Source organism: Catalinimonas locisalis, assembly GCF_038039535.1.
Taxonomy (GTDB): Bacteria; Bacteroidota; Bacteroidia; order Cytophagales; family Cyclobacteriaceae; genus Catalinimonas.
Map to the genome: position 1 here is coordinate 1 of NZ_JBBPHP010000015.1, position 16,954 is coordinate 16,954.

The 16,954-nt window shown below is 39.5% G+C and carries 14 protein-coding genes; 12 read left to right on the forward strand and 2 right to left on the reverse strand.

Features of this window, described 5'->3' with window-relative positions:
- The first annotated feature begins 322 nt into the window (after positions 1-322).
- The 9 genes from WJR50_RS17920 to WJR50_RS17960 all read left to right on the forward strand — a co-directional run bounded on the left by WJR50_RS17920 (position 323) and on the right by WJR50_RS17960 (position 11,031).
- On the forward strand, positions 323-1,120 hold the full coding sequence (locus WJR50_RS17920) for a DUF1961 family protein (RefSeq protein ID WP_341294681.1): 798 nt from the start codon (positions 323-325) through the stop codon (positions 1,118-1,120).
- Positions 1,121-1,269: 149 nt separating this feature from the next.
- Entirely contained in the window at positions 1,270-2,172 is a 903-nt protein-coding gene (locus WJR50_RS17925) for an NAD-dependent epimerase/dehydratase family protein (RefSeq protein ID WP_341294682.1), read from the forward strand.
- Between the two features lie 125 nt (positions 2,173-2,297).
- Positions 2,298-2,699: a hypothetical protein gene (locus WJR50_RS17930; protein WP_341294683.1), complete on the forward strand. Its 402-nt coding sequence runs from the start codon at positions 2,298-2,300 to the stop codon at positions 2,697-2,699.
- A 179-nt stretch (positions 2,700-2,878) separates the two neighbouring features.
- On the forward strand, positions 2,879-4,411 hold the full coding sequence (locus tag WJR50_RS17935; protein ID WP_341294684.1) for an OmpA family protein: 1,533 nt from the start codon (positions 2,879-2,881) through the stop codon (positions 4,409-4,411).
- 342 nt (positions 4,412-4,753) lie between these two features.
- On the forward strand, positions 4,754-5,353 hold the full coding sequence (locus WJR50_RS17940) for a hypothetical protein (RefSeq protein WP_341294685.1): 600 nt from the start codon (positions 4,754-4,756) through the stop codon (positions 5,351-5,353).
- 295 nt (positions 5,354-5,648) lie between these two features.
- Entirely contained in the window at positions 5,649-6,707 is a 1,059-nt protein-coding gene (locus tag WJR50_RS17945) for a hypothetical protein (RefSeq protein ID WP_341294686.1), read from the forward strand.
- A 172-nt stretch (positions 6,708-6,879) separates the two neighbouring features.
- Entirely contained in the window at positions 6,880-7,953 is a 1,074-nt protein-coding gene (locus tag WJR50_RS17950) for an AI-2E family transporter (RefSeq protein WP_341294687.1), read from the forward strand.
- A gap of 253 nt (positions 7,954-8,206) precedes the next feature.
- Positions 8,207-10,654: a penicillin acylase family protein gene (locus WJR50_RS17955; RefSeq protein ID WP_341294688.1), complete on the forward strand. Its 2,448-nt coding sequence runs from the start codon at positions 8,207-8,209 to the stop codon at positions 10,652-10,654.
- 2 nt (positions 10,655-10,656) lie between these two features.
- Positions 10,657-11,031: a hypothetical protein gene (locus WJR50_RS17960; protein ID WP_341294689.1), complete on the forward strand. Its 375-nt coding sequence runs from the start codon at positions 10,657-10,659 to the stop codon at positions 11,029-11,031.
- Between the two features lie 6 nt (positions 11,032-11,037).
- On the opposite strand, the gene WJR50_RS17965 is transcribed toward WJR50_RS17960, so the two are convergent.
- The gene (locus WJR50_RS17965) at positions 11,038-11,547 is read right to left on the reverse strand and encodes an inorganic diphosphatase (RefSeq protein ID WP_341294690.1); all 510 of its coding nucleotides are present in this window, start codon (positions 11,545-11,547) and stop codon (positions 11,038-11,040) included.
- Positions 11,548-11,614: 67 nt separating this feature from the next.
- On the opposite strand from WJR50_RS17965, the gene WJR50_RS17970 reads away from it, so the two are divergent.
- From WJR50_RS17970 to WJR50_RS17980, 3 genes are read left to right on the forward strand one after another with little or no spacing between them, the layout of a single operon-like run.
- Positions 11,615-12,703 (forward strand): o-succinylbenzoate synthase, encoded by a 1,089-nt coding sequence (locus WJR50_RS17970; RefSeq protein ID WP_341294691.1) that lies wholly within the window; start codon positions 11,615-11,617, stop codon positions 12,701-12,703.
- Complete coding sequence (locus WJR50_RS17975; protein ID WP_341294692.1) at positions 12,700-13,470, forward strand: SDR family NAD(P)-dependent oxidoreductase; 771 nt, start codon at positions 12,700-12,702, stop codon at positions 13,468-13,470. Before WJR50_RS17970 ends, WJR50_RS17975 begins: the two co-directional genes overlap by 4 nt.
- A gap of 27 nt (positions 13,471-13,497) precedes the next feature.
- A complete protein-coding gene (locus WJR50_RS17980; RefSeq protein ID WP_341294693.1) occupies positions 13,498-14,547 on the forward strand; it encodes a hypothetical protein in 1,050 nt (349 codons plus the stop codon).
- 13 nt (positions 14,548-14,560) lie between these two features.
- On the opposite strand, the gene WJR50_RS17985 is transcribed toward WJR50_RS17980, so the two are convergent.
- Positions 14,561-16,771: a sodium-translocating pyrophosphatase gene (locus WJR50_RS17985; protein ID WP_341294694.1), complete on the reverse strand. Its 2,211-nt coding sequence runs from the start codon at positions 16,769-16,771 to the stop codon at positions 14,561-14,563.
- Positions 16,772-16,954: the final 183 nt, after the last annotated feature.

Genomic DNA, 16,954 nt, shown 5'->3' on the forward strand with positions numbered 1-16,954 from the left:
TGGCTACTTTGGCAAAACTGTCAAATTATCATCAACCGACTGGCGTAAATACCAAATAGAATTTTTAAACATGATCTAAGGCAGTTATAGACTCTAAAAATTTAGCGACTAATTTGAATGCTGATTTAGTGATTGACATTTCAGAAAGTCAGTAAGGAAGCAAAAATCCTGAGCGCTAAGGTTATGAGATAAGGTGAATGACTAAAGCAAGCAATCAATAGGTTTTTTGACAATGCTAAGCTTGATAAACACAAAAATTGATAGATTGTACCTTATATTTCTTTCAATGAAACTCAATTGAATAACAAAAAAGTTTGAGCGAATGAAATACCACTTGCCTGGCATATGCTTGATTTGTTTCATCATTTGCATGATTAGCGGATGCAATCAGAAAAATAGGCCCAAAGCCTCCTGGACTAAATCAGAGCTCCTTTTTGAATATTCAGGTACTACTGACTGGAAATCAGAATGGATGCTGGATGGCTTGCGATCAAAAGTAGTGAACAATGAAGAGGGCATGGAACTGATTGCTGGTGCTGAACACGGGAATGATACCTGCCATACTGTACTATGGACAAAACAAAGTTTCCAGGGAGACATCTGTATAGAATATGATTATACCCGTACCGATACGATTACCAGATGTGTAAATATATTATACTTTCATGCTACAGGTAAAGGGAATGCCGAATATCCTAGCGATATTTCACTGTGGAATGATAAAAGAGTAGTGCCTCATATGCGGACCTATTTCAATCACATGAACGCCTACCATATCAGTTATGCTGCTTTTTCGGCAACTGAATACTCAGGTGACAACGATTATATCCGCCTGCGCAGATATAATCCTAACACAGAAGGTCTGGCAGAAACCGATGTTCCCGGAGATCACTTCAGTACCGGGTTATTTCAGCCTAATGTAAGCTATCACATTGAAGTTGTTAAATATGGAGATCAAATAGAGATGCATATTACCAACAAAGCCGATACTTCAGAAACGTTAGTTTGTAAATGGGATGTATCCATGTATCCCTCCAATGAATCCGGAAGGATTGGTTTAAGACATATGTATACCCGGAATGCCCGGTATAAGAATTTTAAAGTCTGGAGGGTGAAGTGATCAGTAGTTTGAGAAAAATATTTTGATGGTGATCTGTAAAGCCCTATACTGAGCGCATATAAAGCCAAAGCATTGTGAAATTGTACTACTAATGAAGGCACAAATGCTTAGCGGTTAATAATTAAAATCATGATTAAACAGAAGAATACATGACCAAAAAGCGAATATTTTTTACGGGAGGATCGGGCAAAGCAGGTAAGCACGTGATACCTTATCTGCTGGAACAGGGACATAGAGTGATGAATGTAGATCTGAAGCCCTTGGATCATCCGGGGGTGGATAATCTGATAGCTGATATTACGGATTCCGGACAAATGTTCAATGCCATGCGTTCCTATGCTGACTTAGATGAATTGGAACCTGGCAATGGTGTACCAAAGTTTGATGCAGTGGTACATTTTGCTGCAATCCCCAGGATATTGATCAAACCGGACAATGAAACTTTTCGGGTCAATACCATGGGCACCTACAATGTGATAGAAGCGGCTGTAAAACTGGGCATTAAAAAGATTATTATCGCATCCTCGGAGACTACCTACGGCATCTGTTTTTCTGATGGCAAAACTGATCCTAAAGTTCTGCCACTGGAAGAGGATTATGATGTTGATCCCATGGATAGCTACGGATTGTCAAAGGTAGTGAATGAGAAAACTGCCCGCAGCTTTCAGTTGAGATCAGGATTTGATATCTATGCCCTACGTATTGGCAATGTGATTGAGCCTCATGAGTATGCCGAACTTTTTCCTCATTATTTCAAGCACCCGGAAGTGCGCCGCAGGAACGCTTTCTGTTATATTGATGCACGTGATCTGGGACAGATTGTGGATTTATGTCTGCAAAAAGATGGCCTGGGTTTTCAAGTTTTTAATGCCGGAAACGACCACAATGGCGCTGTGATCCCCAGTAAAGAATTGGCAGAACGTTTTTTTCCGGGTGTGCCTATTTCACGTGAATTGGGGGAACATGAAGCATTGTATTCCAATCGTAAAATCCGTGAAGTGCTGGGATTCAAAGAGCAACATAACTGGCGCAAATATGTGCAGTGGGATTGAACACTACTTTGCTAAGACCTCCAGGCATGATGACCTAATTTTTCTGTATGAATGAGTCTTAAATATAGTGACAATGTACTTCTAACAGACAAGAGGATCATATGAAAAGAAAACATGCGATATCTTTGGTAGTCATCATAGTTATGATCGGTGGTGTCTTTACCTTTCTAGGATTAACTTTTGTAAACTCTAAAGGATGTAGTCAGATCGTCATTGACACTAATGAGCTTCATTCAGACATCAATATTCCTGAGGTTGAGTCCATTAACTGTTACTATGACGAACAAAAGAAAATACGGGTCTCAGTCTACCGGTTGAAAATGAAAAATTACTATGATAATGCTTACGTTGATAGATTCAGGCTCATAGATTCAACTTCTTTTTCAGGAATAAGTCAGTTAGCCATCGCAGAGCAACCTATAGGAAAAAAACTAAAAAAAGCCAAAGGCACTGAATGGGGAAATACATGGAAATATGTTGTAGAGCCAGAAACGGGTACTCTATGGGTTGAGATTATGTACGATTAGTGCATCAGCAAGAACTTGCAGCCCCTAATAATTATTTCCGGCATTACTTCGTGTACTCATCAGAAGGTACGTGAAAGGAAATTAATACTACATTGCAGCGCTCAGATACGTTTACTTAGTGGCTCATGGCTTGTCAAATAATCAGGGAAGAGAGGCGTTAAGTGCTAAAGCAAACTTTTATGAAGTACCCGCTGGGAACTCTGATTATGGTAATTATGCTGGCAAGCTGCAACCGCAGTATCTTTACCGTAGAGGATACCTACCCCAACGGTCAAATCAAATATAAAGGAAAGTATATTCTGTGTCTGTATAATGACCCTGCTTATCCTAAGATAGTTACGCATGAGAAAAGAAAGTTTGGAAAATGGATATCCTATTATCCTAATGGTGCGCTCAAAGAAATCCGCCAATACACTACCAAAGTAGATGATTGCGATACTGAAGTGTTGAAAGAAGGCACATGGTCTTATTATAACCAGGAAGGTGTTCTTTATTTGACGGAACAGTATCATAATGACTCATTAACCTATTCTGAACTTGAAGTGTATGAAGGAGACAGCCTGATTGGAAAAGTGATCAAAAGTGACTTCTCAGATGATTCGGTCTCGGTAAAAAAATATGAAAATTCAGGAAAATTGATCGCCAATCCTTCATTTGATCAGTATTATTTTAAACCCATTTGGTTAGTAAATGATGGACAGGATCAGATTGAGTCTCTCATTCCTGCATGGTATTCTCCCGACAAAGCTACCCCTGATTATTACAACTCTCATCGTACTGTTGAAGGAGTACCCCGCCATTTCAAAGAACCAGAAAGTCAGGACAAGAAAAATGGATATGTCGGCCTGATGCTTCAGTTAAAAGCGGAATATGCAAATATACATGGCATAAGAGATTACAGTGAAAGCCTGCAGACAAAATTGTTGAAGCCTTTGAAGCAGGACAGCACCTACTGCTTCAGGGTAGACATTCGTCTATCGGCAAATGCGGGTTTTTCCATTAATAAATTTGGCGTACTGTTTACCCAAGCACCCCTGAAGTTTGATCTAAAAGAGCTACCAAATAATCCCGGCATTTCATTTACCACCGCATTGGATAATACTGAGGATTGGATAACCTTATGTTCCTCATACATAGCGAGTGGTAATGAAAATTATATGACTATCGGTAGGTTTTCTTCCCCATCTAATTTGAATGTCAGTCGTCATCAGGTAGCCGGTAAGAGTCAACTCAACGTCAATGAATCAGCATACTATTTGGTGGATAAGGTAGAACTCTATCATGTTGCGGATAGCTCTGCATGTGGCTGTATGCTTTCCGAAGTTTGGGTCGGTAATCCTGAGACCACTGATCCCTTTGCAAATGAAATAGCAGTGGGAGATACCATCATTTTGCAGCATTTACAATTTGAATTTGATAGCCATAAGCCTGATCAAAATTCTTTGCCTGTACTTGAACGCTTGTTTCAATATCTCAAAGCTTCGCCTGACACTAAAATAGTTATCATGGGGCATACTGATAGTGTCGGGAGTGATGCTTACAATCAGCGACTTTCTGAACTAAGAGCTATTGAGGTAGGTAAATGGCTGATCAACAAAGGGATAAATACAGACAGAATCACTGCCAAAGGTTATGGTAACCGCTACCCTTTACTGGATAATTCACAGGGTGCAGCGCTTAATCGGCGAGTAGAAATTACTTTAACGAAGTAAACTTGCTTATAAGTTTTACGATGGGCATTTCAGGCTGATTGCTTCCAGGTTATTATACAATCCATGCAAAAATTACTACTCAATTGAGTCAATAAGTACTGAATCCTATAAGATGTTCAAATCAAAAGATGCAATTAACTATTTTGACAATACCACATTATTATTGCATTTAAAATTTGAGTAATAGCACATAATTTTCTTGATCACTATGTCTTAATAAAGCAAATGATTCTTTGTATAATTATTAATCACAAAGTATTTAATCATTTAGTTAAAAGAATTACATTTGTTTTGTAAGTAATTACTCGTACTCAGAAATTACTTCGTTAATACAAATCATAAATGAGGTTCATACTGATCGTTTTTTTCTTCTTTTCTACATTAATCCTTTCGTGTCAGAAAGAGGAAACATGCGGAAAAGCGCTTCCTTACTTTGAGATTCAGGCTTTACAAGCCTACAATTTAGTATTTACCAATGACGGATTGAATCCCTGGGAAGTAATAACAGATGGTAAGTCAGTAGACTGGCAGAATTACTTCATTAGGGTAGGATTTGAGATGACCTATACTGCCAATACAGTAAAAGGAGGAGCAAGTTTGTATGCGCTGGATTGTTTAGAGAATGGTTATCAGGGTTCGCTGATTGGCCTGGATACACTTTTCGTAATTGCTCAAAGTCGATACAATCAGGAATATGCCGCCGGAGACACGCTTAACCATATTATCTTACTGAGCGACTGGACTCTTGATGTAGAGGACTTCAATCAAAATATTTCTTTAAACGAATATCTGGCCATTAATGCGGATGGAGTTAGAGAGATGAACTTTGAAATTAAATTTACTGAAGCTCCGCAAGCTGAAATCAACCAGTTTGAGATCATTTACAAACTTGAAAATGGAGATGAGTTTAAAACCTGTACCGAAGCAGTTGAATTAAGGTGATACGATTTCTAACCTGTAAATCAAATGAGAAGCAAGCATATTTACACATTAGTATTCTTGAATATTTTTTTATCTGGCTGCCCATTCAATAGTGATCATTATGATTTTACTCATGCTATCCGAGTCACTGATAAGCCGGCAAATCTTCAGGAATTAAACACCCCCTATGATGATTACAATTCCGATCTGCCTTTTACAGACCAGAGATCAGATAATTTTTTATGAAACAGGCCTAATATTATGTGCAACCTTTACAATTACATTGTACAACCCCATTTAAATACTAATAAGAATTATGAAGAAGCTATTAATCTACATGACTTGCCTGTTAGCAATAGGCTGCAGTGATGAAAAGATGACGCCTGAAGCAGGGCCAGATGATGTAAAAATTGAACCTATTGTAGACTCTGATTTATTTACGGTTAAGGAGTTAAGCACTGATATTGAAATGGTAGAAGTTATAGCGTTCAATAACAACTATATATTTGGTGGTTTTGATGGTTTTTTGATAACAGACCAAAGTTTGAACAGTGTTGCTGAATACGAGCAGGATATGATAGTTGATCAACTGATTAACTTTAATGATGAATTTGCCTGTATATGTACCACAGAAGGGATTTTTAAAATTGATCAGAATCTGACAATCAGTAAAATCTTAGATCTGCCCTGCACAGATATGGAAGTAGACAGCAATGGAAGAATACTTTTCGTTTCCGGAGTAGGTGAGCTGAGTAAAGAAAGGCAGATTTCAGCGAACATACTGACCCTGAATGTGGACGATCAGCAATATGAATTTTACTCAGACCCCACCGATAGTATTGGTACTTTTCTAGGTCAATTAGAAATACTATCTAATGGTGATGTTTTTGCCTTGGGCACTGATGCAGGCGTTTATCAATATCAGGACAAAAATGTAATTGCGAAGTACTCTAAGCTCAATATTGATTTTTTTCCCGAAGATCTGTCCGGACTAGGCACAGGATATAAAATATTGGCAGTTGAAAATGAGCTTTACTTTATCGCCAGACAGTTTCCGAAGAGACTGTTGAAGTTTGAGGAGGATTGGAAGGCGGTATTTAATTTAGACATAGGAAGTTTTGCAAATTACGATGAAATACCTGCAAAGGATAGAGCGATCATCAATGGTACTTTCAATAGTTTGGATATACTTCATGACCAGGTTGTAATTAGCGCACAGGAAGGCATCATCGAGGTTGATCCTGTTAGCGATGAGTACGAATTTATCAAAGACCCCAATTTTCCCAGTGATTATGTGCGTAAGGTTTACACTGCTCCGACAGGTGAGGTAATCATTATCTTACCAGATAATACCATAGTAAAATACGAAAACTAAAAGCGGCTTTATCCTTCACTTGCAGGAGTGAATCTATTAAGCTTAGCATGTTTTGCTTGTGTATGATATGTACATCTGCAAATCCCTCATCTAAACAGTTGATATTTAAGGCGAGTGAACAATACGAGTCTTAAACGCTTCTATATTTTAGAAGATCATTTTTTCATCTTATATGCAAACTTTTACTTCGCAAAGTCGGATTATCCGCTGGGCCGCATTTTTTTTATTAGTTACCCTGATTACTCACATCCTCGTGGTTGCGCGACCGGTGCTGATACCACTGGTATTTGCCGGGTTTATTGCGATATTATTTTCTCCACTTTGTACGTGGTTAGAAAATCGTCATTTTGCCCGCTGGTTAACTGCTTTGATAAGTCTTTTGCTGGCTATTATTATTTTAGGAGGAATTGTTACCTTTTTTTATACACAGACCAAGCGCTTTGCCAGTGATTTACAGAGCCTGGGTCAAAATATGAATGACTTAATATCCAGAGTAGCTGAACGATTTAATGAGTTGACTGGAAACACAAGTTTGATGGAAATGGATACAATGCAAGAAGCGTTCGGTATGCTGTTAGAAAACAATACCGATATTCTTACAGATGGTTTAAGCCAAATGACTGCAAGTTTCATTCAGGTCATGTTGTTTATGTCACTGGTTGTATTATTTCTGATTTACCGGGATGAAATACTAAAGTTTGCCCTCAAAGCTATCAAAGGAGATGACGATCATTTGGAAACCATCATATTAAAGGTAAAACAGGTAGTAAGAAACTACATCATAGGCATTTTCCTGGTCATATTAATTCTTGCCGCCTGTAATAGCATTGCTCTCTGGGCTATGGATATTGAACATGCCATCTTTTTTGCTGTCTTTGCAGCAATCCTAAATATAGTTCCTTTTATCGGTCCTCTAGTGGGCTCTATTTTGCCAGCTTTGTTTGCTTTGGTCATGAAAGATTCATTGTGGTATCCACTGGGCGTCATTATCTATTTCATTATCATTCAATCTTTTGAAAGTTATATGATCACCCCAAACATAGTGGGGAGAAAGGTAAGTGTTAACCCGATGTTTACAATACTGGCAATTTTCGTAGGAAATCTGGTGTGGGGAATTGCCGGAATGATTCTCTTTATTCCCTTTACTGCAATGTTAAAACAGATTTTTGATGAGGTGGATATGCTAAAACCTTATGGTTATATTATGGGGGGAATGCAGGAGCGACCCTCTAAAAATGATACCTAAGCCTTATGTTGAAGTATTACTTTACATATAATTTAGCATATTACCAGATCGTCTTAAAAATGTATCTTCTTTTAGTGCAAAACATTTTGGTGTAAATAGATTATGATTAATTTCGTGAAGAAATTTAAGTGAACAACAACATTTATACTGTTTTTTCAATGCTTTGTCCACTATAATCTTAGTTTACAATCCACAGCTTTATTTTGTGGATCATTAAAATGTTTAATATGCTATATTTAAGGCTTAATTCTATATGAAGGTCGTAAAATTTCTTCTCTCATTTATCATTACGATTGCCATCACGGTAGCCTTATCTATCAAAATCCACAACATACCTCCACTTGGGAAATTTTTAGATCCCTTCCACGGCTTCTGGCAAAATGCTGAAACGAAAGTGCCTGAATCCAGTCCTACCCTTATGCTTGATATCCTGGAAGCTCCGGTAAGTGTACATTATGACTCTTTGCTTATCCCTCATATTTTTGCTGAAAATGAGACTGACCTCTACCGGGCGCAGGGCTACATTATGGCTCAGCATCGCTTATGGCAGATGGAATTTATTACGCATGTGGCGGCTGGCAGACTATCAGAAATCGTAGGTGAGCAGGCCCTACAGTTTGACCGGATGCAGAGAAGAAAAGGGCTTACCTATGGAGCTGAAAACTCACTAAAAGAACTGATGCGTACAACACTGGGTAAGAGTCAGTTGGAAGCATATGCCTCAGGAGTTAATGCATATATTAGTAGTTTGAATTATGATCACATACCTATAGAATACAAGCTTCTTGACTATTACCCTGAACCCTGGACGCCGCTCAAAACTACCTTGCTACTCTCATATATGGCTGATGACCTTTCCGGATACGACAATGATCTGGAAAATACCAATGCATTAAAGCTTTTGGGTAGGGAGAATTTTGACTTTTTATTTCCTGACTCAGCACAACATGAGGAGCCGATAATTCCACCGAGCACAGAATGGAATTTTAAAGCTGCACCATTAGATACTCCCAGTATAGCAGTAGCTGATACTACAGATTTCATCCTAGAGGTTATTGATAAGCCAGACCCTGACAATGGAAGTAACAATTGGGCAATTTCAGGAAGTATGAGCAGATCTGGTAAACCTATACTTGCCAACGATCCACATTTAGGGCTTAACCTGCCTTCCATCTGGTATGCAATGCAGCTAAATGCCCCTGGTGTAAATGTAATGGGCGTAGCACTTCCGGGTTCACCTAATATTATTATTGGTTTTAATGACTCTATTGCCTGGGGAGTAACCAATGCACGAAGAGATGTGAAAGACTGGTATAAAATTCATTTTACTGATAGCTTTCGTAATGAGTACTATTATGATGATAACCGTCTGAAGGTGCAGAATAGGGTGGAGGAGATTAAAGTAAGAGATGGAAGTACATTTTACGACACGGTTACCTATACACATTTTGGGCCGGTGGTATACGATGAGACGTTTCCTGTGGATACGGTGATTAATAACAAAAGAGGGTATGCCATGAAGTGGACTGCTCTGGACGCATCTTCCGAATTACTTACCTTTTATCAACTGAATCGTGCCGATAATTATGAGGAATATGTGCAGGCACTGAAGTCGTATCAGAGCCCTGCTCAGAACTTTGTTTTTGCCTCTGCTGCAGGAGATATTGCCATGTGGGTGCAGGGAAAATTCCCTGCCAAATGGAAAGAGCAGGGTAAATTTCTGATGGATGGTAGTACATCTGCCTTAGAATGGCAGTATAACATCCCAACCACACAGAATGCTCATGTCTTAAATCCCGAACGTGGCTTTGTCAGCTCTGCCAATCAGGTTCCCGTAGCGGATAACTATCCTTATTATGTGTACGACATTACGTATGAGCATTACAGAAACCGTCGTATCAATGATCGGCTGAGAAGGATGAGAAACGCTACCCCTAAAGACTTTATGGATCTTCAGAATGATACCTACAATCTTCTGGCAGCTGAGGCTCTGCCGATTATGTTGGATACCCTTGATCTGGCGATCTTAGGTGCGGATGAAAAAGAAGTATATGATGTGCTTCAGAAGTGGAATTACTACAATAATACCAATTATGAAGCTCCCAGTATCTTTGATCTCTGGTGGAACAATCTGAATGCACTTGTCTGGGACGAATTTAATGAGGTAGCCATGCAGCTGCGGAAACCCAATAAGGAAACTACGGTCTACATTATGCAGAATTTCCCGGATAATGAGTTTTTTGACATGCAAAGTACAAGTGTGGTTGAAACGCTTCCTGATGTTGTCAGAGAATCATTCTCAAAAACGGTAAAAGAACTTAGTGAGTGGGAAGAAGAACATGAGGAAGAGTACTACTGGGGTAATTATAAAAATACCACTCTCCGTCATTTGCTGAGAATTGATCCTTTTTCCATTGATAGGCTTATGGTAGGTGGGGGAAGAAGTATTGTAGCCGCTAACAGTGAAAACCACGGTCAGTCCTGGAAAATGGTAGTAGCTTTGGGGGATCAACCCAGAGCCTGGGCAGTATATCCGGGAGGGCAATCAGGTAATCCGGGAAGTCCATACTATGACAATATGGTGAACAACTGGACGAACGGAACTTACTATCCTCTGTTGTTTATGAAAAGCGGTGAACAGCAAACAGGGGGTATTATGTATAAACAATCCCTTTATCCAAATTCAGACACAGAAGAATAGCTATGAGGTTTTTATTCAAAATCATATTAATTATTGCTTTTAGTTATCTTTTAGAACTATTCCTTCCCTGGTGGTCAGTGGTAATTGCTGCTTTTCTGGTCAATTTATGGTTACCCTCTAAAGGGTTTATTGACTTTTTAGGTGGTTTTTTAGGAGTAGGTCTTCTTTGGCTGATTTATGCCTGGTTGATTGACGCTGAAACTTCTAGTATACTTTCCGAAAGGATTGCTGCCCTATTCAGCATGCCCAATGGCACATTCATGATTGCTTTGAGTGGTCTGGTGGGTGGTATAGCAGGTGGTTTTGCCGCTTTAAGTGGAAGCCAGTTTAGGCGTATCTTTATGAGGGATGCACCTAAACCGGGATATTATTCCTAGAATCAATTAGCTTCTTCTATTTTCCTGAAATCTTTTTTGCGATTCCTGTATTGCATTTAAAGCAGCGGCCTTGTTCTCCCAGCCTTCAACGCCTACCTTCTTCTTTTCCAGATCTTTATAAACCTGGAAGAAGTGTTCAATCTCCATCTTAAGGTGAGGGTTGACTTCTTCTAAGGTGTTTACCTTGTTCCATATAGGGTCACTGACAGGCACACAAAGGATTTTATCATCCGTGCCCTTTTCGTCGTACATCTTGAATAAACCAATAGGTTTTACCTCCATCAGACAACCAGGAAAGGTTGGCTCAGTTACCAATACAAGTACGTCTATTTCGTCGCCATCTTCAGCCAGAGTTTCCGGAATAAAACCATAGTCACTCGGATAAAACATGGATGAGAAAATCATTCTGTCATAGCGAATCATTTTCTTTTTGCGGTCATATTCATACTTGTTTCGGCTTCCTTTAGGGATCTCAATGATCGCATCTATTGTGAATTCATCGTTAGAGTTGGCCATAATCTTTGTTTAATTAATTTTGGTATATCTTTTTATATAAAAAAATTGGAATCTAACTCTGACAAAAATGATAAGCACCTTTCAAAAGTACACACTTAATTTTAAGTTTTTAGCAGGTACATCTCGTGGTGTTCTCAGGCACAAAGATTCTTTTTTTATCAAAGTTTCCCAAGCATATTCAGCAAAGGTTTATGGAGTGGGTGAATGTGCCCCTCTGAAAGGATTAAGCCCGGATGACCGTGATGATATAGAAAACCAGCTTTCAAAGACATGTCAAAAGCTCAGCGAAAGCAATTTGAGTTTAGGATCTGAAGCAGAAATATTCCGCTGGGTTGACGAAAATATTGAAGCTCACCTTCCTTCGGTACGTTTTGCTGTAGAAACCGCACTGCTTGACCTATTTTTTGGAGGAAATAGAAAAGTGCTCAGTAATTCCTGGTCTCAAGCTCCTTTTCAGCCCATTGAAATTAATGGTTTGGTATGGATGGGTGATAAAGACTGGATGATAGATCAGGTAAAAGCCAAAATTGAAAATGGTTTTACATGTATCAAAATCAAGATAGGAGCTATAGATTTTGACAAAGAGATGGAATTACTGTCTTACATTAGGAGACAATATGATGCAGAAAAGATAAACATCAGGGTGGATGCAAATGGAGCATTCACTGAGGATGATGTATATCAAAAACTCCTTAGACTGGCAGATTTTGACGTACACTCCATTGAACAGCCTATAAAGCCTGGTCAAACTGCCTTAATGAGTCAATTGTGTATCCAGAGCCCGGTTGATATCGCATTAGATGAAGAGTTGATTGGGATAACTTCACAAAAGGAAAAAGTTGATTTATTGGATGAGATTAATCCTGCCTATATAATATTGAAACCTACATTGGTAGGAGGGATATCGGCAACTAGGCAGTGGATCAAACTGGCAGAAGAAAGAAATATAGGCTGGTGGATCACTTCTGCCCTGGAATCTAATATAGGCTTGAATGCTATTGCACAGCTTTGTGCAACCTATGACCCCAAAATTCCCCAGGGGCTTGGCACTGGTCAGTTGTATCACAATAATATTCCTTCCCCGCTGCACATCCAGAAAGGACATCTGTATTATGATCAGAAGAAGGCATGGGATTTGAAGTCACTAGAAGCATGAACTACACGCTTATTACAGGAGCCAGCAGTGGAATAGGAGCCGCTTTGGCGCGCAGATGTGCTCAGGAAGGTTTTAACCTAATATTAGTAGCCAGGTCAACCGAAGCACTGGAGAAATTAGCTAAAGAGATTCAGGAAAAACACAAAGTAATCGTCAAAGTGCATACTGCTGACCTCTTATCACCAGATGCCGCCTACGACTTGTATACGTACTGCCAAAAGAACAACTGGCCGGTAAGAATTTTAATTAATAATGCAGGAGTTGGGTTGTGGGGTAAATTCCAGGATATGTCACTTGAACATATCGTTGAAATGATACAACTCAATCAAAAGGTTTTGGTTGAGTTATGTCATTTTTTTCTGCCAATGCTGAGAGAAGTACCATATGCACACGTTATGAATGTTTCCAGCACTGCTGCTTTCCAACCGATACCTTATTTTAGCGTTTATGCTGCCAGTAAAAACTTTGTGCTGAGTTTTTCAAGAGGTTTACGTCAGGAACTCAAAACGCATAAAATCAATGTTTCCTGTTTATGTCCGGGGCCCACTGCATCTGAATTCTTTCAAAGAGCTGGCTTTGATAAAATTAAACATGCTAAGGGAGCAGTAATGAGTGCGGATGAGGTAGCAGATACAGCTGTACAGGGAATGATGGATAAGAAAGCCGTTATTATTCCTGGCTTTTCTAACCGTATAGGTTACTTTTTAGGTAAACATTTACCAACTGGTATGATGGCAAGATTGGTCGGTAAATACTTTCAACCTTAGTGATTGATTTAATGAAGAGATAACAGAATGAATTTAAGTGCTACTGAAAAAGAAAAATTTAAAAAACTACTTCAAAAGTGGAATAAAGAAGGCGTATTAAGCGCTGATAAGACTGATGAATTGATCAATAGTAAAGTGTTTTCCGAGACCTCCTCAGGGAGCTTTGACTGGAAGAATCTCTCTTTTCTGGCTTTCTTCTTTGCCGTGATGTGCATTATTCTGGCCACTACCTTGATGATCACTGATGACTGGCTTGAGAAAATCGTTAACCTTATGTTTGACGTCCACGATGGAATAAAGAGTATGCTTTTTTTCATCTTATCGGCTTTCCTTTATTTTTTGGCCATGAAAAGGAGAGAGGCTTATCCCCAGAAAGTATTCAGCAATGAATCTCTTTTTTTGTTTGGAGCAATTATCTCAGCATTTGCCATCACTTACATTGGCTTTAGCCTGGGTATGTACGATGGCTATTATCCTGTTCTGATACTGCTATCTGCTCTGATATATGGATTTGTGGGGGTTTACTTGAAATCCAGTATTAACTGGTATCTCGCTATTGCTGCTTTTGCGCTGTGGTTTGGTACAGCTACAACATACTGGTCAGGAGGGGATGAGTTATTTATAGGAATGAATTATCCTATGCGTTACATTTTTTTTGGAATTATTCTTCTGAGTTTGTACCAGCTCTTTAAGTTTTTGAAGTGGCCAGAACAGTTTTTGAAGAGTACCTATATGGTGGGCTTGATTTCTTTATTTTCCTCTTTGTGGTTGCTTTCTATCTTTGGGAACTATGTAGATCTATCGGCTTGGAGCGAAGTCTCTCAGCTTAAGTTTATTTTCTGGGCAATAGTTTTGGCTTTATCCGCCTTAGGTGCCGTAGTTTATGGTCTTAAGTACGATAAGAAGATGACCAGGGACATTGGCATTATATTTTTACTGCTTGATATCTATACCCGATATTTTGAATATTTCTGGGATAGCCTTCACAAGGTAATATTCTTTACTATCCTAGCGGTATCATTCTGGCTCATAGGAAGGAAAGCTGAAAAAATCTGGAATCTGGCAGATAAGCTATAATAAAAGGTTGAAGCTATTCTGCTTCAACCTCTTTAGCGGTTAAGGTAATTTCTTTTGCTGGTTCATCAGGTAATTTGTCACCCATATGCGCAGTTTCATTTACCGAGATGTGTGGTGCAATAATCAATGCTACAATAGATGTTAACTTAATCAGGATGTTCATTGAAGGGCCTGAAGTATCTTTAAAAGGATCTCCTACGGTATCACCAGTTACAGAAGCTTTATGCGCTTCTGAACCTTTATACTCCATTTTACCATCAATTTCTACCCCTTTCTCAAATGATTTTTTAGCATTATCCCAGGCACCTCCTGCATTGTTCTGAAACATACCCATAAGTACCCCGGATACAGTGATTCCCGCCAACATACCTCCCAGAATTTCAGCAGAAGAAGCATCTGCGAATACACCCTTAAGGCCAAATCCTACGATTATTGGAGAAAGAAGCGCAATAGCTCCGGGAGCGATCATTTCACGAATAGAGGCACGTGTTGAAATTTCCACACATTTTGCATATTCAGGAGTAGCTTTATGTTCCATAATTCCCGGTATCTCACGAAACTGTCTTCTTACTTCCTGTACCATATCCATCGCAGCTTTTCCAACTGCAGCAATGGCAAGAGAAGAAAAGATAAAAGGAATCATAGCTCCTACAAACAAAGCACCAAGAACTGGAGCTTTATACAGGTCAATGCTATCAATACCGGCAACTCCTACAAAGGCTGCAAATAAAGCAAGGGCGGTCAACGCTGCTGAGGCTATAGCAAATCCTTTACCGGTAGCGGCAGTCGTATTTCCTACAGCATCCAGGTTATCAGTACGACCTCTTACTTCTTCAGGGAGGCCGCTCATTTCTGCGATACCACCTGCATTATCAGCAATAGGCCCGAAGGCGTCAATGGCCAATTGCATAGCTGTAGTAGCCATCATACCAGCGGCAGCAATAGCCACACCATAAAGTCCAGCACAACTGTAAGAGGTAATGATACCACCCGCTAGCACTAGAATTGGCAATACAGTAGATTCCATACCTACCGCTAGTCCACCAATGATATTGGTGGCATGTCCTGTTGAAGATTGTTTTACTATAGAGTTTACCGGACGGCGGCCCATTGCTGTATAGTATTCTGTAATGATACTCATCAAAGCACCTACAACCAATCCGACGAAAATGGCTAGAAATACATCAATAGATGAAAAGCTAAAACCACGAATTACCATGTTTGCAGGAAGCAATGCATCTACGATAAAATAAGAAGCAATAACGGTTAATATAATGGAAGACCAGTTTCCTAAGTTTAATGCACGCTGAACGCTATCTGTTTCTTTTGTAACTCTGACAAATAGAGTACCTACGATAGAAAAAACTAAACCAACGCCTGCGATTAACATCGGCAGTATTACCGGACCTATTCCTCCAAAATTGTCTTCAGATACAATTTCTCTTCCCAGTACCATTGTAGCCAGGATGGTAGCTACATAAGAACCAAAAAGGTCAGCACCCATTCCGGCTACGTCACCCACATTGTCTCCCACATTATCAGCTATAGTTGCGGGGTTACGTACATCATCTTCAGGGATGCCAGCTTCTACTTTTCCCACCAGATCAGCACCCACATCTGCTGCTTTGGTATAAATACCACCACCCACACGAGCAAAAAGAGCAATACTTTCAGCACCCAATGAAAATCCAGCCAAAACTTCAAGGGCTTTTTCCATTTCAATTCCATTGACGGATGCTCCAGTGCTTACTACATAAAGTTGGAAAAAGAAGATGAATAACCCACCTAATCCAAGGACTGCAAGACCCGCTACTCCAAGTCCCATGACAGTGCCCCCAGCAAATGAAACTTTCAAGGCTTTTGATAAGCTGGTTCGGGCTGCCTGAGCGGTACGTACATTAGCTTTGGTCGCTATGTTCATACCGATATAACCTGCCAGGGCAGAGAAAAAAGCTCCAATAAGAAATGAAATCGCAATGACCGGGCTTGATGTCTCAACCAGTGTACCCGACCATGCTAAAACGATAGAAGCAATGATGGCAAAGTAGGTAAGCACTTTCCATTCTGCTTTGAGAAATGCCATAGCACCATTGGCAATATATGCTGCTAACTCCTTCATTGTTTGATCTCCGGCATCTTGGCGCTTGATCCAGGCTGAGCGAACAGCGGTGTAAATTAAAGCAAGGACTCCAAGAGCAGGTACAACGTATACAATGCTATGCATAAATATGAATTAATTTAAGTACAATATTGACCTTTAACGAATAGCGGTGCAAATATAGGATAACCCAACCTTTTTAAAAATGATTTTTAGAATTCTTCTTGCTTATATATATTGAGGCTTTATTAAAGAATAAGCTATTTATTCAATCACTTTCTAACAATTGGTAATTTTTAGGGTTAGGAC